Consider the following 16,739-nt stretch of genomic DNA (forward strand, 5'->3'; position numbering starts at 1 on the left):
GGGAGTATGGAAATGACTGAAACCGTGAACATTACGATAAAAATTGACCCGGCGCTGAAAGAGGAGATTAAGCAGCTGGCCGCTGATAATCAGGTTTCAATGAGTCAGGAGATTATCAGCCGATTGCAGGCGAGCCTGCAGAGTGCCCCGCAGCAGGAGACAGCGGCAGATAATCTGCACTCCGACGAGACGCCGGACGATCGGTTAAGCGCCACGGAGCTGCGTCAAATCCGGGCGCTGCTGAAAAAGAGCAAGAAGAAGAAGTAATGTTTGCACTCACCCGCCGTCCGGCGGGTAAGTGCTTTCTGATGCATTATCAGCCAGCAGCCCGATCTGACGGGTTCAGCCTGTACTGTTCAATCAGCGGCAGCAGCAATTTCGCGACCGCAGCAAATACCGGCACTACCACGGAATTGCCAAACTGACGATAGGCCTGCGTATCAGAGACCGGGATGCGAAACGTCGCTTCGCCCGGCGCTTCAAATCCCATCAGGCGCGCGCACTCGCGCGGGCTCAGCCGGCGCGGGCGGCGTGCCATGTTTTCAGCAGCGGTAAAGTTCTGCTCACCCAGCGCGCGATCCCAGCCGCGATCGATCAGGATCTCCGAGCCATCTTTATAGTAGCGCGCTGAAAGCGTGCGCACGCAGCAGTGCGGATCCTGCGGGTCGTTCAGACCATAGCCAAAGCCATTGCCTTTCGCCTTATGCTTTTGTGCATAGCGGTACAGGTAGTGCCAGAGCGTGGGGGAGAGGGTATATTTTTCGCCCGGATCCGCGTCCAGCAGGCTCTGCAGTGGCGGCACCTGTGGCGGATAGAGTGCCGGCAGAGCGCGCAGTGAAAAGGGCTGATTAACGCCGCTGTCGCGCCGGATACCGACCAGGACAATACGTTCACGGTGCTGCGGCAGAAAATAGCGCGCGTCGATCACTTTAGCGTCCGGCGTGCCTTTATCGTCAGCATCCGCCACGTCATAACCCAGCTCATCCAGCGTGGCCATAATAATGGCGAAGGTGCGGCCCTTATCGTGACTCTTCAGGTTTTTGACATTTTCCAGCACAAAAAACGCCGGTTTTTTAGCCGCGAGAATGCGCGCCACGTCGAAAAACAGCGTGCCCTGCGCCTCACATTCAAACCCGTGCGCCCGACCGAGGGCGTTCTTTTTACTGACCCCCGCCAGCGAAAAAGGCTGACAGGGAAAGCCGGCCAGCAGCACCTGATGATCGGGGATAGCGCGATCGATATGCTGATAAATAGCCGCCTCTTCAGTGAGGCCGGCTGGCTGCGTCACAAGACGGATATCCGTATTAAACTGGTGGCGCAGCGGATCGCAGTAGTGATTCGCTTTATACGTGCGGACCGCCTCTTTATTCCATTCGCTGGTAAAAACGCACTCGCCGCCGGCCTGCTCAAAGCCGCGCCGGATGCCGCCAATACCGGCAAAGAGATCGATAAACTGGAAGGCGGGCCTGTCATAGTGGTCCGGTCGTGAGGGCAGCAGGGCGCGCAGGCTGGCGATCTCAGACGGCAGAAGCGTGGCCGATGTGCCTTTGCCACTGCGCAGGCGGTTCAGCTTCGCCATGCTCCAGTGACCTGTGCCGGCGGCGTTGAGGGTCTGCATCACATCGCGCGCTGCGTAGATATCGAGTACCTGCAGTAACAGCGCTAAGTCATCCTGCGCAGCGGTTAACAAAGAGGGGGTAGCCGGTGCGGCGGGATCGGGAACGAGCATGCGTTTTTCCTTAACAGTTGAGCGGCTATGCTACCACTCATCTGCCAGGGTTGAAATTAGCGTGTCGTGTCGTGTCGTGTCGTGTCTTGGCGTGCGCTGCGTGGCGTGCCGCACTCTTTCACGCTGCCGCTTTCGCTTTTGCCGTAAAACGCTAAAGTTGAATAAGCCCGCAGGAAAAGGAAACGGCATGGCTGACGTGCACTCACAAGCGATCCGCAGTAAAAATATGCGCGCGATCCGTAATCAGGATACGGCGATTGAACAACGCGTGGCCGCGATACTGAAAGATCGCGGCTTCAGCTTTCGCGTGCAGGATAAAGCGCTGCCGGGACGGCCCGATTTCGTGCTGCCTGAGCAGCAGGCAATTATTTTTGTGCACGGCTGTTTCTGGCATCGCCATCACTGCTATCTGTTCAAAATGCCTGCCACGCGCACCGGCTTCTGGAACGGTAAAATCAACAGTAACGTTGAACGTGACAGACGCTATGTGCAGCAGCTGCAGGAAACCGGATGGAAGGTGCTGATTGTCTGGGAGTGCGCGCTGCGCGGTAAGCTGCGGCTGGACGACGGTCAGCTGATTGAGCGTCTTGAGGAGTGGCTGCTGGCTGCCGGGCAGAGCGCTGAGCTGGATCACCAGGGATTGCATCATTACCGGCCCGTCTAGCCGGCGATGATTGCTTTTCGCGGCAATAACCGTTTAGATCACGTTTTTCTCTGGGACGCGGAGCACTACCATGAGCAGTATCAAACTGACGGTCAGACGGCTCTATCAGCTGCGCGACGAGCGGCTGGTGGCGACACAGGCCACGGCACGCATCTGGCTGGACGATCGGCTGATTGCCACGGAAGAGATCAGCGGCATGACCGAGAGTCCGGTAAGCAAATATCTGCATGCAGCGGATACGCAGGGAAAAACGCTACGCGTTGAATGGGACTGTGAGGGCATCGCCGACATGTCGGTGACATGGGTTGAGCGCTGCCCCTGTTGTCAGGAACACTAACCGGAATAAGGATTACCATTTTGGCAGGAACCAGTTTACTTACGCTTCTGGATGATATCGCAACGCTGCTGGATGACATTTCAGTCATGGGCAAGGTTGCCGCAAAAAAAACCGCTGGCGTGCTGGGCGACGATTTATCGCTTAATGCGCAGCAGGTCACCGGGGTCAAAGCCAATCGCGAATTGCCGGTGGTCTGGGGCGTGGCGAAGGGCTCATTTCTGAACAAGCTGATCCTGGTGCCGCTGGCGCTGGTGATTTCCGCGTTTGCCCCCTGGCTTATCACGCCGTTACTGATGCTGGGCGGCGCCTACCTCTGCTATGAAGGGGTGGAAAAGGTGTTACACAGCCTGCAGCATGATAAAGAAGAAAAAAGCCCGGAGGCGCGTCAGCAGCGGCTCGACAATCTGGCACAGCAGGATCCGCGCGCCTACGAAAAGAGCAAGGTCAAAGGCGCAGTGCGCACTGACTTTATTCTTTCTGCAGAGATTGTGGCCATTACGCTGGGCATCGTTTCAGAGGCGCCGCTGCTTAACCAGGTGCTGATCCTCGCCGGTATTGCCATTCTGGTCACCATTGGTGTGTATGGCATTGTGGCGATGATTGTGAAGATTGATGACCTCGGCTACTGGCTGCGGGAAAAGTCCTCTGCACTGGCGCAGGCGGTAGGCGGTTTTCTGCTGGCGATGGCGCCGTGGCTGATGAAAATTCTTACCGTGGTCGGCACGCTGGCGATGTTTCTGGTGGGTGGCGGCATCATTGTGCACGGTATTACGCCACTGCATCACGCTATCAGCGAATACAGCAGCGGCTTTAACGGCGTGGTCTCCAGCCTGCTGAGCAACGGGGCCAATCTGGTACTCGGGTTTATTGTCGGCGCAGTTGTGCTGCTGGTGGTTAACCTGATTGCCAAAGTGCGCGGTAAGTCGGCATAAAAGGCCTGTGCGGCAAGCGGCGCACAAGCCGCTTACCGCTTATCTCTGACAATGCGATATAACGCGCGGCACACTAATTTTCAGGAGAGTGATGATGAACGACGATATGTTTGAATTTGATATCGATGCCCAGCTGGAACAGGCTGAAGCGAAAGCGGCGGAAAAAGCCAGCGAAGTACCCGCTGAACTCAGTGACGATGCTGAGTGTGAAGGCTGCAAAATCTGATTGCGGCAGTTAAAAAAATTTCAAAGCCGGTAATAAACATTACCGGCTTTGTTTATGAACAAGATTTTGCACTGCTTATTCCTCTTTTATCACATTAATAACATTATCCTATAGGCAGATTGTCTGCCCGGCTGCTATACCTTTAAGCGTTCAATCAACGGTAAAAGGGAGAGCGCGGTATGACCTTTGCAGTGAGTGATGAAGTTCAGCACAAACAGGGCGGACCCACGATGGTGGTAACCGGCTATGCCAGCGGAATGGTAGAGTGCCGTTGGTATGATGGCTACAGCGTGCGTCGTGAGGCATTCCGTAGTGATGAACTGAGTCACATAACGACGGAATCCCGGCTTGCCAGCTGAATCTGTCCGGGACGGTTTCACCGTCCCGTATCGCCTTACACGTTGCCCTCGTTATCTTCTTCGACCGCCTGATAAATCCGCTGCAGAATATCCGGGAACGCCGACTGAACGCGACTCCAGCTCGGAATAAAGGGCTTATCGTTGGGACGTTCAATAAACGACTGACCGGCGTCAAGAATGGCCTGCGTAAACATCTCCACCGCCGCCTCTTCCTTATGCTGATCGAACGACAGACCGTTCATTGTCGCTTCATGCCGGTAGATCTCCATCATATCCAGTGCATTACGGTAGTAAGTCGCTTTCAGCACGCGAAATGAGTCGCTGGTCAGCGGCACACCCATTGTGGCCAGCTTACGCAGCAGCGATTGCACAATATCACTGCTCATGCGTTTCAGACCCCCGGTGCCATCCTCTTCGGCCAGCGGCTGATGCTTGTGGTCATAGTGATCGGCAATCTCTACCTGACAGCTCTGGCGGGTGGTGTAGTTGCGGTAGATCTCAGACAGCACGCCTATCTCCAGTCCCCAGTCGCCGGGTATTTTAATGCCGTTAAGCACATGGGTACGCATGGCAAACTCGCCGGAGAGGGGATAGCGAAAGCTGCTGAGGTACTCGAGATACTCCGAGTGACCGTACACCTGCTGCAGCGAACGCAGCATGGGTCCTACCAGCAGACGGCCAACGCGGCCGTTAAGCTTGCCGTCCGCGACGCGCGCATAAAACCCTTTGCAAAATTCATACTGAAACGCAGGGTTGGCCAGCGGATAGAGCAGGCGCGCCAGCATACCGCGTTCGTAGGTCACAATGTCGCAGTCGTGCAGCGCTACGCACTGGGTGCGATCGGATGCCAGGGTATAACCGGTACAGAACCAGACGTTGCGTCCTTTGCCCGGCTGGCTGGGGGACAGACCCTCCTTATCCAGTTCAGCATCGATAGCTTTCAGGCGCGGGCCATCATTCCACAGGATACGGTGCCGCTGTGGCAGGCGTGAGAAGAAGTCGCGGGCAAACAGAAACTGATCGCGATCGGCGCGGTCGAGACCAATCACAATCTCTTCCAGGTAAGGCACCTGCGCCAGTTCATTGACAATATTATCCAGCGCCGGGCCCTCCAGTTCGGAGAACAGCGACGGCAGAATCAGACCCATTTTGCGCCGGCGGGCAAACTGCACCATCTCTTTTTCCAGCGACTCTGTACGGCGATGGGTGAGGTTATGAAAATTCGTAATCACGCCATTCTGATAAAAATCACTCATCGTCTCATCCTCAGATTACGGCTTATGGGGGGCCAGAAAATGATCTATGCCTTCGCACCAGCCTTCCGGTCCGGTTTGCGTTGTGCGATAGATATGGTCGCGGTCGGTACGGCTGAGTTCAACCGGCGACTTGCTGAAGCCTTTAATAATGACCGCATAGTCTGCCTGTTCCAGCATCGGAATATCATTGGGGCCGTCACCCAGACCCAGCGTTATCCGGCGTACACCATCCTGCTGCATCAGCTGCTGCTGCAGCTGCGTCAGCGCTATCCCTTTGCCGCAGTTTTCCGGCATCACGTGCCAGAAGCGACCACCCTGCGTCAGCGCAAGCTGATGGCGGGCCAGCGCGGCGCGAAACGCATCCAGTTGCTCATTCTCGTCGCGCCATAAAATCACTTCCGAGGCATCACGCAGACGACTTAACCGGGCTTCGCTCAGTGGCAGACCGGTAAAGCTCGCCACGTCGCTGTCACTGAGATCGTGAAAGCCGGTAAAGCGAAATTCCGCTTTCAGCGCACCAAGAATGTCGCACAGCGCCAGATAGCCAGCGGCTGGCTCATCATTAACCGTAACGTCCTGACCAAAGCTGATACAGGCACCATTTTCAGCGATAAACGGCGCACCGCTGATACCCAGGCGCTTCTGTAGCGGAATAATCTCTGCGGCGGTTTTACTGGAACAGAGCACCACCGGGATCTGGCGTGCAGCAAAGTGTTCCAGCCACGGGCGGGCAGCTTCCCAGTTATAATCGTGGTGATCCAGCAGCGAGCCATCCAGATCGGTCACTACCAGCAGAGGGGAATCAGGGTCAATCATCGTCATACTCCTTACACCACAGATGTGAGTAAAGCAGAGAGTAATCAGTATAATAGCGTTATGAAGATTGCACGTTTTTCCGGCTTGCTGAACGCGACAACCAGGAATAATCTTAAAACGCGGCGCAGGTCAGGCTGACGGTACGTGAATTATGCAGCGAAAAGCGCAGGCGGGGCGGCCATCCGGCTGGTTTAACGCTACGTGATATGCACATTTCTGCACTTTATATGCATAAATGCTGGTTGCCTTCATGCACAGTGAGCGTAATCTGAAACGGCATTACCATTTCCTGGTGTAACGAATTCATTGATAAATTTAACCCGGCCTGAGCCGGGTTTTTTTTGAAATCGATTTCAGCGATTCGTTTCACAGAAGCTGCAGTCGTGTATATCCACTTCACACTGTTCAGAAAGGCAGCGTGCCTGATCCACGGTTTTAGCGGATGAATCAAACCATTCGGTATCGCGCTCTTTTTTCTGCTCCGGACTGCCTGCCGGGGGAAAGCGAGGGCGGGTCTCTTCTGCACGCATATGGGGACTCCGGGAAGCCAGGGTGAGCCATAAGTATAGTGCGGCTCCGTCATACGCGCGCAGCCCGACAGGCAAAAAAAGCCTGCGCTGTATGGCAAAAAGCGTTGTTACTTTTAGGCTGGTTGCTTCTCTGAGGGGGAGTACAGCGAAAAGAAGATCGGCATTTTTTCTGGCAGGTATCTCGTTGCAAGACGTTGAGAGCGTGCAAATATGGCTTTTGACAGTTCTTTACCTGCCGTCGCTCCTGTTTTTACCAGAAGCAGCTATGCTTAACGCTGTCTGATTATTATTGATAACAAGGAGTTAGTATGGATTTGCTGCGCATTATTATCGCTATTTTGCTGCCACCGCTGGGCGTATTTATGCAGGTGGGCTTTGGCGGAGCGTTCTGGCTGAACATTCTGCTGACGCTGTGCGGCTATATTCCCGGCATCGTTCACGCTGTCTGGGTTATCGCCCGTCGCTGATCGCGATCACTATTTCGCGGCCTGTTTACGTTACACTGGCGCAAAACAGCAGCTGAGAGGTCACAATGCAGGTTGGCGAACGCGTAACGGTGAAAACAGATGGCGGCCCGCGCCGCGCCGGTAAACTACTGGCGGTGGAGCCGTTTAACGAAGGCACTATGTATCTGGTCGCGCTGGAGGATTATCCGCTGGGCATCTGGTTTTTCAACGAAAGCGACCATGCTGAAGGCGTCTTTGTTGAGCCTGCCTGCAGCAGCTGAACAGATAAAACAGCGCGCCCCGGCTGACGATTCAGCGGGGCGCCTGCTGTCAGAAGGTCTCCCAGTTATCGCTGCCTGATACCGCCAGTGCCGGACGTACCGGGCGCTGAGCCGCAGGTGCTGCTTTTACGGGGGCCACACCTCTCATCATAGCGGAACCCGTATCGCTGAGGCGGAATGCGGCCACCGCCTGCGTCAGTTTACCCGCCTGATCTTCCAGCGAGGCCGCTGCAGAGGAGGCTTCTTCAACCAGTGAGGCGTTTTGCTGCGTCACATTGTCCATCTCTGTAACCGCCAGGCTAACCTGCTGAATACCGCGACTCTGCTCATCTGACGCTGCCGCAATTTCTGCCATGATATCGGTGACGCGCCGTACGGCTTCAACAATGTCACTCATGGTTGTTCCCGCTTCGCCCACCTGATGCGATCCGTTGCTAATCAGCGCCACCGACTCGGCAATCAGCGTCTCGATCTCTTTCGCCGCCTGAGCGCTGCGCTGCGCCAGACTGCGTACTTCGCTGGCGACCACGGCGAAGCCGCGACCCTGTTCACCCGCCCGTGCGGCTTCTACGGCGGCATTAAGCGCCAGGATATTCGTCTGAAAAGCAATGCTGTTAATAACGCTGGTGATTTCGGCAATCTTTTTCGAGCTACCGGAGATATTGTTCATGGTTTTCACTACGCCGCCGACCAGATCGCCGCCGTTGCGCGCTTTGTCAGAAGCGTCAGCTGCCAGCTGACTGGCGTGATGGGCGTTTTCCGCATTCTGCTTCACGGTGGCAGTGAGCTGCTCCATACTGGCGGCGGTCTGTTCCAGCGCTGAAGCCTGCTGCTCGGTACGGGAGGAGAGGTCGGTGTTGCCGGCGGAAATTTCACTGGTTCCCTGATAAATCGCCTCCGCCCCTTCACGCACGCTGCCCACGGTGCGTACCAGCGCGGCCTGCATCAGCTGCAGATTATGCAGCAGCATGCCGATTTCGTTACGCCCGCACGGCACATCGGCGGCGGTCAAATCGCCCCGGGCAATACGCTCAATGCGGACGACCGACTGGCGCAGTGGATTAATAATGATGCGACGCAGAAAGATAAAGGTCAGCACAACCAGCACTAAAGCCGCTGTAAATGCCGCTGCCATGGCGATAAAACCAAGGCGTGCCTGGTGCGCCGCCTGGGCGTTAATCATCTCGGCTCGTTCGGTGCGGATTTTAATGGCCTTCAGCAGCAGCGCGTTATACGCATCATCCAGCTTGCGGGTCACATCGGTCTCCTGCGCCACAATGCCTTCAAAGCTGCCCTGACGCGCCGATTCAATCATCGGCTTCACGCCTTTCTCAATATATTGATTGAAGCTGGCAGTCAGCGGCGCGTCCAGTGCCAGATCGGCGGGCGTTTTGACATCACGCGCCATATAAAGCGTAAATCCTTCGCGTGCCTGTTTAATACGGGTTTCCGTCCGCGCCAGATCGGCGCGGTAACTCTCCATCTCGCCAATACGCGTTGCCGCGCCTGCCTGCAATATATTAAGTCGGGCGGTGCGCAGGTGATTAGAGCTGTTGGATATCCCCATGCGCACCTGAATCTCTTCCGTTGCGTCGTTCAGCGAGTTGTTACTCTGGATCAGAAAATAACTGGCAAGACCAATACACAGGGCAAAAAGCAGCAAAATGCCGCCGAATATTACGCTGAACAGTGGCATCAGGCGCAGGTTTTGCCAGAGGCTGAGCTTATTATCTACATCGATCGATGCTGTTTTCATTTCCTTGCTCTCATAGTGGTAAGGGTTCTGAAAACAAACATCGGCAGGGCGGGGTAAAGACTTAGATGAGAATATGAGATCGCGATCGCAAAAGCGTTAAAAAACAACAGGGCCGGTCAATAGACCAGCCCTGCAGCAGCATAAATTATGTCGCAGACAGTTTATCGCACGTTAACATAAATGCCGGAGGTTACATTATCTGTCAGACGTACCACATGATAGATAACCTGTTTATTATGCGTTTTGATTTTACGCTTAATATTGCCTTTATGAGATGAAACGGTTTTAGCTTTGATCTGCATTTTGTCTGAAATCTGAATAGTGTCATGGCCTGACATCCACATTTTCAGCATATTTGATTCAGTCTGGCTCAGCGTCAGTGGATGAATATCCATCCCGGCGGAAATACGCGGTGACGCATTGAGTTTCTTTTGCAGGTAAGTGCCCAGCAGGGAATCCAGTGTTGACGTCTTTATCGATTTTGATGTAATAATCAGGTTCTTACGAACGTAGAGATATTCCTCAAAATGGATATTTGAGATCGCCATAAAAATAAAGAAAAGAGTATCCGGGTGCTGTGTGATAATAGCACGAATACGATCGCTTGAATCGGCTTCGTGAATAAAGCAATCTTCGTTAATAAATACTACGCCAGGTTTTAGTTGCTCGCATTTTTGTTGTAGCTGTTCGATATCCGTGGCTGCAGTAATGTTTTTCTTTTTAACTCCTTTTGCCGACATATAGTCCGACAGGCCCAGGCGTGTGTAGTTACATGAATCCATAATAATCGTTGGCATTATAGCGACCCTCACCAATTTGTTATCCGTTTAAATCAACGATGAATACGCGTTTGCGGTACGAGAGAAATTTTCAAAGACACTTTTTTATTCTGCTTTGCAGTCTGGCAAATTATATCCCTGTGCCATCATGACTCTTCCCTGACCCGTTCTGCGAAGTTTTTTGTGTTCCATCCACGTCATTCTTTTCCCGGCGATAGCGGGAATCACCAGGAATTTGCTTTAGGTATACCTTCCGCTCTGTTTTTGAGAGCTGTGTCACTATCGCGCATGTTACAGGCAATTCTGATAGGACAAATCTTAAAAACATTTGTTTCGCGAAAGTGTGACGCTTCAGCGAGTGTTGACAATGCCGGAAAAAGGGAAATTAGACAAGAAAAATCGCTTTTAAATTTTTTTTGTTTAAAAACATACCCTTGAGCACTTTGCCAACCGATCCGTCAGGGAAACCACCTTAAGAATCGTCTGACTAAAATACTCCAGGCACCGTTTAATAAGAATGTTTTTCACGATAAATATCGATTTATCAGAATTTCCTCAGTTGATTTCTGAAAAAAATGGTTTGAAAAGTATACGGAATGATTTTGACTGCTTAACTATCACTTCAGAATGGTAACAGTATCGTTAACTAACGTGCAGGGGAAAGTTCTGAGACAAATCGGGCGAGTAAATCAAAGACTTCGCTGAACAGATGTTCGCAAAACGGGGCAAGAAGGGGCATCAGCATACCCATGGAGAGGATGCCGACCGTTAAGGTAACAGGAAAGCCAATAGCAAAAACCGACAGTTGAGGTGAAACACGGTTTAACAAACCCAGTGCCAGGTTTAGCGTGAGGAGCAAAATGATTAAGGGCAGCGCTAACATCATGCCATTAAGGAAAATTAACCCGGCGCCTTTGACCAGTCCCATGAAGGCATCAGCACTCAGCGGCTCTGCGCTGACAGGCAACGTCTGAAAACTGTCTGCCAGCAGCGAGATTAGCCACAGGTGTCCGTTGAAAGTCAGAAACAGCAGCATGGCCAGCATATCCAGAAAGCGAGCCAGCAGCGGCATGTTGACCCGCGTGTTCGGGTCCAGCAGCGTAGCGAAAGATAATCCCATCTGTAAACCAATGATTTCACCCGCCAGCTTAACGGCTGAAAACGCCATCTGCATGGTCAGACCGATGCCCGCACCAATCAGCAGCTGCTGAATCAGCATCCAGAAGCCGGCAGGGGAGAACAGGGTAACCTCTACCGGTGGCAGCAGCGGCAGTAAAATCCAGGTGATCACAAACGCAAGCGCCACCTTTACCCGCTTGGGGATATTGCGCTCATTCAGCACCGGCGCGCTGGCAAACAGCGCCAGCAGGCGTGCCATCGGCCAGAAAAACTGCGCCACCCAGTGGATCAGCTGACTGCTGTCGAGGGTAACCATCAGCCGATGATGTAAGGCAGATTGCTGAACAGGGTGCGAATGTAATCCAGCATCAGATTCAGCATCCACGGACCGGCGATCACGCCGGTGGCCGCCACCGCCAGAATTTTGGGGATAAAAGAGAGCGTCTGTTCATTAATCTGCGTTGCCGCCTGCAGGATACTGATGATCAGTCCGCTTACCATCGCGACCAGCAGGAGCGGAGCCGCCATCATCAGCGCAACGCGCATCGCTTCCTGGCCCATTACCATTACCGATTCCGGGGTCATACTGTGCTCCTGTCAGGGAAAGATTGTTGAAGGGTCAGGAATAAAAGCTCTGGGCCAGCGATCCCACCAGCAGCTGCCAGCCGTCAACCAGCACAAACAGCATCAGCTTAAACGGCAGCGCAATTGTCGCCGGCGGGACCATCATCATACCTAATGCCATCAGTACGCTGGCGACCACCAGATCGATAATCAGAAAAGGGATAAAGACCGTGAAGCCAATCTGAAATGCGGTTTTCAGCTCGCTGGTGACGTACGCGGGCAGCAGGATACGCATCGGCACCGCTTCCGGGCCATCAATGGGCGCGGTATTGGCCAGGCGGGCAAACAGGGCAAGATCGGCTTCGCGCGTCTGGCGCAGCATGAACTCGCGCAGCGGCTGGGCACCTTTATCCAGCGCCACCTCCATGCTGATTTTGTCCTGACTGAAGGGCAGGTAGGCATCAGCATAAATTTTGTCGAACGTGGGCGCCATGATGAAAAAGGTCAGGAACAGCGCCAGGCCGAGCATCACCTGATTAGGCGGCGCCGACGGCGTACCCAGCGCGTTACGCAGCAGGCCAAACACGATAATGATGCGCGTAAAACTGGTCATCATCAGCAGTACGGCCGGGATAAAGGTCAGCGAGGTGATAAACACCAGCGTCTGTACCGGCAGTGACCAGCTCTGCCCGCCATTAGCCAGCGGCTGGCTGACCAGACCAGGCAACTGCGCGTGCGCAGCCGGTGCCAGCAGCATCAGCAGCGGCAGCAGAGAGAGTAATCGACGCATCATTAAGGTTTTCCGGGACGTTTAACCAGGTTGTGGAGGATCTGACGAAAATCCTGTGGTACAGGCTGAGCCTGTGGGTGCTCTTCAGGCGGTAACGGCGGCAGCGAGTGCAGATGGGTGATCTGCTGCGCTGTCACACCCAGCACCAGACGCGCATCGGCGGTTTCAACGATCACCACCCGCTCCTGACGCCCGACCTGTACGCTGGCGCTGACTTTCAGCGCCTGCGCATTCACCGTTTTTGGCGCAAAACCCATGCGTTTTGCCAGCCAGCCGCAGGCCAGAATCAGCAGAACGATAACTGCCAGCATCGTACCGACCTGGCCCACCACGGAGCCGGTAGAGACCACGGGCTGTGTGTGCGCCGGCTGCAGGGTTTGTGCGCTGTTTTGCATCATCAGCGGCTCAGACGACGCATGCGTTCAGAAGGCGTAATGATATCGGTGATGCGTACACCATATTTATCATTCACGACCACGACTTCACCTTGTGCAATCAGATAGCCGTTGATCAGAATATCCAGCGGTTCACCGGCGAGGCCATCCAGTGACACCACAGAACCCTGCGTCAGACGCAGCAGCTCTTTGATTGTCATCTTGGTACGTCCCAGTTCAACAGTAAGTTTGACCGGGATATCCATGATCAGATCGATATCCTGCATGGCACCGCTGGCGCCGGCGCTCTCAAACGCCTTAAAAACATTTTCACTGGCGGCCGGTGCGCTGCCGCTGCCGGTCTGCTCGTTCATTGCTTCAGCCCACAGATCGTCCGCGGAGATATCGTCGGACGGGTTTTTGCTGTCACTCATTGGGCTGTTCCTCATTCAGCGAATTCAAAATCGGGTTTATCAGATGTTCAACGCGCAGCGCGTACTGGCCATTCAGCATGCCGTACTGGCTGGTCAGCACCGGAACGCCATCCACATGGGCAATAATGCGATCCGGCTTCTCAATCGGCAGCACATCGCCGGGTTTAAGCTGCAAAATGCGCGACAGGCGCATTGAGGTTTCGGCAAAATGTGCAATCAGCTCCAGCTCAGAGTGCTGCACCTGCTTCACCAGATTATCGCGCCAGTGGGTATCTTCCTGACGGGAGTTCTCCAGCGGTGGATTGACCAGCAGCTCGCGCAGCGGCTCAATCATGGAAAACGGAATACAGATGTTAAACTCACCCACCAGGTTGCCAATCTCCACCTGAAAAGGCGTGTTGACCACAATATCGTTAGGTGAGGTGGTGATGTTGGTGAATTTCACCTGCATCTCTGAACGGACATACTCCACTTCCAGCGGGTAGATCGCTTTCCACGCGTCGCTGTAGCCATCCAGCGCCAGCTTCAGCATGCGGCGGATCACGCGCTGTTCAGTATGGGTAAACTCACGTCCCTCTACTTTGGTCGGAAAGCGACCGTCACCACCAAACAGGTTATCGACGGCGATAAAAACCAGGCTTGGTGAGAACACGACCAGTGCCGTGCCGCGCAGCGGCTGCAGATGGATCAGGTTCAGGTTGGTTGGCACCGGCAGGTTGCGGGCAAACTCATGGTAGGGCTGAATTTTTATCGCCCCTACGCTGATATCCGGACTGCGGCGCAGCAGGTTAAACAGCGCCATACGAAAATGGCGCGCAAAACGTTCATTAATGATCTCCAGCGCCTGCAGCCGCTCGCGTACCACGCGACGCTGGGTGTTGGGATCGTAAGGGCGAATGTCGCCATCGCTCCCGGTGGAAATTTTCTCTACTTCCGCGCTGTCACTGTCGCCGTTAAGCAGCGCGTCAATTTCAGCCTGGGAGAGAATGCTATCGCCCATTAAATCACCTCAAAATGAAGGCGGTAAACAGCACATCACTGACGGCCTGTGCAGGTTGTCCGGTTACCAGCGGCGGCGCCATCACCTGTTTTATCTGCTCAACCAGAGCCTGTTTGCCCTGTTCGGTTGCCAGCTGCGCCGCGTTCTGACGCGACAGCAGCAGCAGCAGACGGCTGCGCACTTCCGGCAGGTAATCGTTCAACCGGCGACGGGTATCCTCATCCGGCAGACGCAGCGTAAAGCCTACGTACAGCACGCGATCGGGATCGTTGTCAGGATTGACCAGGTTAACCGTAAACGTATCCATTGCAAAAAAGACGGGGGCGGGCGGTGGCTCAACTTTCGCGGCCTCCGGTTTGTCACCCTCGTGTTTATTCATCATTCGCCAGACTGCATAGCCTGCTACGCTGCAAGCGGCCAGTGTTAAAATCAGTAACACCGGAATCAGTAATGAACGTTTGCGGCCTTTTGCTTTCGCGTTATCAGACATGTTTGCAGTACTTCCTGTGAATTATGGGCAAGCCTCTCGGCTTACCTGAACAGATTATCCCGCGTCTTAAGTCAAACAATGGGAAGAAAAGACGCGGGTTTTACGCTTACCTTCAGCGTTTAGCCGCTGTCAGGCAAAAATATCAACGCCACCGCTGCCGGCAGCGCGCGCCTGCAGGGTCGCCGGAACGGCTACAGGTGTTATCTCACTGTCACTCTCCAGCGCCTGAGTAAAGCGGCCATACTGGCCGTCGCGCTGATTCTCCTGCTGTCCGGCGTGCTGCTGCTGGCTCTGGGCAAACGCGTCGCTGCTGACCTGACTCTGGCCCAGGTTAATGCCGCTCTCCGCCAGTGCACTGCGCAGCTGAGGCAGGGCGGCTTCCAGCGCCGCTCTGACATGGCTGTGACCTGAAACCAGCGTAAGCTGCGCCTGGTCCTTATCCATTGTCAGGCTGATCTGCAGCGCGCCTAAATCTTCCGGATGCAGCCGCAGTTCAGCATTCTGCTGCCCGTTGCGGCTGAACATCACAATCTGCTGACCCAGCGCCTGCTGCCACTCCTGACTGCCAAGCTGTGCATTCAGCATCGGCGTTGACGGCGTGCCCTGCAGGCTGGCGCTGGCGGTATTAACCGGTGCGCTGCTGCTGAACAGGGTGCTGAGATGCGCGGCTGGCTGCTCCTGTCCGGCTGACAGCGCGTGCCGCTCATCGCTTTTACTGAGTCCCCCCAGCATCTGCCGGAAACTCTCATCCAGCGTCAGTGCCCCACTACTGGCGGGCGCGGTGCTGCTGTGACTGCTGGCGGCCAGGGCGTCAGCGCGCGCGGTAAGCGCTGGCGCATCCTGACTGCCGGTGTGGGGTACCGCCGCGTCTGCCTGCTCAGTTGCCTGCGCGGTGCCCGTCAGCAGCGCCCCTGTCAGCGCCGCGTTAAGCGGTGTACCTGCGGTGGCGTTAGCGGCTACCGGCGGCTGAGCAACGGAGGCCAGCGGCGGACGGTTTTCCACCATCGCCGGCAGCATGGCAAACAGCGCCTGCACGTTCTGTAAGTCGCTGGCACTTAACGGGGTAACGGCAGGCTCATCACTATCATCGGCGGATTTAAGCCCGGCTTTAGATCCCGCCGGCTGGAAAAGTGCATTTAAGGCATCTGGTTTGTCCAGTGCCTGCAGCAGCGTACTCAGTGATGTTTTATCATCTTTACCGGCAGCCTCTTCAGCGCCGCGGGTCTCACCCGGCTGCAGTTTTCCCTGCTGTTTCGCCAGCGCCAGCAGCTGATTACCCAGCTCGGTGATAAAATGGGACGGCAGACTGTCACCCGTTGCCGTGTTCTCTGGTGCCGCATCCGTTGCGACAGCTGTTTTAGCGACTTTTGCAGTATGCGTAAGCAGGGCTTGCAGCGTAGTCATTCGCTTTTCCTCAGTGCGGCCCGTTGGGCAAATTCATCCATCCGTTTCTGATCGAGACGGTTTTCCTGACGCAATGCACTCTCTTCAGCGCGGGTGATCAGCATCTGATAGGCATTGAGTTTTTTATGTTTTTCCCGCCAGCTGCCCAGCGCCTGTTCAGTGCGCTGATCCCACTGGCTGAGCTGCTGGCGATGCTGGTCAATCGCTTTTTCCAGCGTCTGAATAAACTGGTGGTAGTTGCTCCAGCGCATGCTGGTAATACCGCCGGACATATCCTGGTTGAGCTTGTTGCGATACTCATCCAGATAGTCCAGCAGCATGCTGAGCTGTTCATTAGCCTGCTGCTGGCCGCGCCGCATGTTGCCAAGATGGACGACAGCATCGTCCAGATCCTGTTCGGCAAGGTCGCGCAGGGTGTCAATTGCACTGGCGGTTTTCATGGGTCAGTCTCGT

At 54.8% G+C, this 16,739-nt stretch carries 23 protein-coding genes; 8 read left to right on the top strand and 15 right to left on the bottom strand.

Annotation, left to right across the window (positions count from 1 at the left end):
* Nucleotides 1-12: 12 nt before the first annotated feature.
* Complete coding sequence (locus tag BBA90_RS10035) at nucleotides 13-267, top strand: ribbon-helix-helix protein, CopG family (protein ID WP_065649001.1); 255 nt, start codon at nucleotides 13-15, stop codon at nucleotides 265-267.
* Between the two features lie 49 nt (nucleotides 268-316).
* Here BBA90_RS10035 and dcm read toward each other — a convergent pair whose 3' ends face one another.
* Nucleotides 317-1,729 (bottom strand): DNA (cytosine-5-)-methyltransferase, encoded by a 1,413-nt coding sequence (gene dcm / locus BBA90_RS10040; protein WP_065649002.1) that lies wholly within the window; start codon nucleotides 1,727-1,729, stop codon nucleotides 317-319.
* A gap of 187 nt (nucleotides 1,730-1,916) precedes the next feature.
* On the opposite strand from dcm, the gene BBA90_RS10045 reads away from it, so the two are divergent.
* From BBA90_RS10045 to BBA90_RS10060, 5 genes are all read left to right on the top strand, one after another.
* On the top strand, nucleotides 1,917-2,393 hold the full coding sequence (locus tag BBA90_RS10045; protein ID WP_065649003.1) for a very short patch repair endonuclease: 477 nt from the start codon (nucleotides 1,917-1,919) through the stop codon (nucleotides 2,391-2,393).
* Nucleotides 2,394-2,463: 70 nt separating this feature from the next.
* Nucleotides 2,464-2,730: a hypothetical protein gene (locus tag BBA90_RS10050; RefSeq protein WP_039385177.1), complete on the top strand. Its 267-nt coding sequence runs from the start codon at nucleotides 2,464-2,466 to the stop codon at nucleotides 2,728-2,730.
* Nucleotides 2,731-2,750: 20 nt separating this feature from the next.
* On the top strand, nucleotides 2,751-3,662 hold the full coding sequence (locus BBA90_RS10055) for a DUF808 domain-containing protein (RefSeq protein ID WP_065649004.1): 912 nt from the start codon (nucleotides 2,751-2,753) through the stop codon (nucleotides 3,660-3,662).
* A 91-nt stretch (nucleotides 3,663-3,753) separates the two neighbouring features.
* Nucleotides 3,754-3,888, top strand: a complete 135-nt coding sequence (locus BBA90_RS19585) for a hypothetical protein (RefSeq protein WP_255402073.1) — start codon at nucleotides 3,754-3,756, stop codon at nucleotides 3,886-3,888.
* 179 nt (nucleotides 3,889-4,067) lie between these two features.
* Nucleotides 4,068-4,247, top strand: coding sequence for a YodC family protein (locus tag BBA90_RS10060; RefSeq protein WP_065649005.1), 180 nt, complete (start codon nucleotides 4,068-4,070; stop codon nucleotides 4,245-4,247).
* Nucleotides 4,248-4,282: 35 nt separating this feature from the next.
* Here BBA90_RS10060 and BBA90_RS10065 read toward each other — a convergent pair whose 3' ends face one another.
* The 3 genes from BBA90_RS10065 to BBA90_RS19315 form a co-directional block, all read right to left on the bottom strand.
* Nucleotides 4,283-5,503, bottom strand: a complete 1,221-nt coding sequence (locus tag BBA90_RS10065) for a glycosyl transferase (protein WP_065649006.1) — start codon at nucleotides 5,501-5,503, stop codon at nucleotides 4,283-4,285.
* A 15-nt stretch (nucleotides 5,504-5,518) separates the two neighbouring features.
* Complete coding sequence (locus tag BBA90_RS10070; RefSeq protein ID WP_065649007.1) at nucleotides 5,519-6,319, bottom strand: mannosyl-3-phosphoglycerate phosphatase-related protein; 801 nt, start codon at nucleotides 6,317-6,319, stop codon at nucleotides 5,519-5,521.
* A 353-nt stretch (nucleotides 6,320-6,672) separates the two neighbouring features.
* A complete protein-coding gene (locus BBA90_RS19315; protein WP_167350668.1) occupies nucleotides 6,673-6,849 on the bottom strand; it encodes a hypothetical protein in 177 nt (58 codons plus the stop codon).
* Nucleotides 6,850-7,157: 308 nt separating this feature from the next.
* Here BBA90_RS19315 and BBA90_RS10075 point away from each other — a divergent pair, with 308 nt between their 5' ends.
* On the top strand, nucleotides 7,158-7,316 hold the full coding sequence (locus BBA90_RS10075) for a YqaE/Pmp3 family membrane protein (RefSeq protein ID WP_039385165.1): 159 nt from the start codon (nucleotides 7,158-7,160) through the stop codon (nucleotides 7,314-7,316).
* Between the two features lie 65 nt (nucleotides 7,317-7,381).
* Complete coding sequence (dsrB, locus tag BBA90_RS10080; protein ID WP_065649008.1) at nucleotides 7,382-7,576, top strand: protein DsrB; 195 nt, start codon at nucleotides 7,382-7,384, stop codon at nucleotides 7,574-7,576.
* Between the two features lie 49 nt (nucleotides 7,577-7,625).
* Here dsrB and BBA90_RS10085 read toward each other — a convergent pair whose 3' ends face one another.
* The 11 genes from BBA90_RS10085 to fliJ all read right to left on the bottom strand — a co-directional run bounded on the left by BBA90_RS10085 (nucleotide 7,626) and on the right by fliJ (nucleotide 16,726).
* The gene (locus BBA90_RS10085) at nucleotides 7,626-9,332 is read right to left on the bottom strand and encodes a methyl-accepting chemotaxis protein (RefSeq protein WP_065649009.1); all 1,707 of its coding nucleotides are present in this window, start codon (nucleotides 9,330-9,332) and stop codon (nucleotides 7,626-7,628) included.
* Nucleotides 9,333-9,493: 161 nt separating this feature from the next.
* Nucleotides 9,494-10,129 carry a transcriptional regulator RcsA gene (gene rcsA, locus BBA90_RS10090; RefSeq protein WP_039385157.1) on the bottom strand — a complete coding sequence of 212 codons (636 nt, stop codon included), beginning with the start codon at nucleotides 10,127-10,129 and terminating at the stop codon, nucleotides 9,494-9,496.
* Nucleotides 10,130-10,757: 628 nt separating this feature from the next.
* Nucleotides 10,758-11,546, bottom strand: coding sequence for a flagellar biosynthetic protein FliR (gene fliR, locus BBA90_RS10095; protein WP_065649010.1), 789 nt, complete (start codon nucleotides 11,544-11,546; stop codon nucleotides 10,758-10,760).
* Nucleotides 11,546-11,815, bottom strand: coding sequence for a flagellar biosynthesis protein FliQ (gene fliQ / locus BBA90_RS10100; protein ID WP_039385151.1), 270 nt, complete (start codon nucleotides 11,813-11,815; stop codon nucleotides 11,546-11,548). Before fliQ ends, fliR begins: the two co-directional genes overlap by 1 nt.
* A gap of 34 nt (nucleotides 11,816-11,849) precedes the next feature.
* Complete coding sequence (fliP, locus tag BBA90_RS10105; protein ID WP_039385989.1) at nucleotides 11,850-12,584, bottom strand: flagellar type III secretion system pore protein FliP; 735 nt, start codon at nucleotides 12,582-12,584, stop codon at nucleotides 11,850-11,852.
* A 2-nt stretch (nucleotides 12,585-12,586) separates the two neighbouring features.
* Nucleotides 12,587-12,979 carry a flagellar biosynthetic protein FliO gene (fliO, locus tag BBA90_RS10110; protein ID WP_065649011.1) on the bottom strand — a complete coding sequence of 131 codons (393 nt, stop codon included), beginning with the start codon at nucleotides 12,977-12,979 and terminating at the stop codon, nucleotides 12,587-12,589.
* Between the two features lie 2 nt (nucleotides 12,980-12,981).
* The gene (gene fliN, locus BBA90_RS10115) at nucleotides 12,982-13,392 is read right to left on the bottom strand and encodes a flagellar motor switch protein FliN (protein WP_065649012.1); all 411 of its coding nucleotides are present in this window, start codon (nucleotides 13,390-13,392) and stop codon (nucleotides 12,982-12,984) included.
* Nucleotides 13,385-14,392: a flagellar motor switch protein FliM gene (gene fliM, locus BBA90_RS10120; RefSeq protein WP_039385143.1), complete on the bottom strand. Its 1,008-nt coding sequence runs from the start codon at nucleotides 14,390-14,392 to the stop codon at nucleotides 13,385-13,387. Before fliM ends, fliN begins: the two co-directional genes overlap by 8 nt.
* Before the next feature lie 4 nt (nucleotides 14,393-14,396).
* Nucleotides 14,397-14,882, bottom strand: a complete 486-nt coding sequence (gene fliL / locus BBA90_RS10125; protein ID WP_065649013.1) for a flagellar basal body-associated protein FliL — start codon at nucleotides 14,880-14,882, stop codon at nucleotides 14,397-14,399.
* Nucleotides 14,883-15,011: 129 nt separating this feature from the next.
* A complete protein-coding gene (locus BBA90_RS10130) occupies nucleotides 15,012-16,286 on the bottom strand; it encodes a flagellar hook-length control protein FliK (RefSeq protein WP_065649014.1) in 1,275 nt (424 codons plus the stop codon).
* Nucleotides 16,283-16,726 (bottom strand): flagellar export protein FliJ, encoded by a 444-nt coding sequence (gene fliJ, locus BBA90_RS10135; protein ID WP_065649015.1) that lies wholly within the window; start codon nucleotides 16,724-16,726, stop codon nucleotides 16,283-16,285. The genes BBA90_RS10130 and fliJ overlap by 4 nt, the downstream gene beginning before the upstream one ends.
* Nucleotides 16,727-16,739 lie beyond the last annotated feature (13 nt).

This window comes from Pantoea eucrina (genome assembly GCF_001691555.1).
Lineage (GTDB): Bacteria > Pseudomonadota > Gammaproteobacteria > Enterobacterales > Enterobacteriaceae > Pantoea > Pantoea borealis.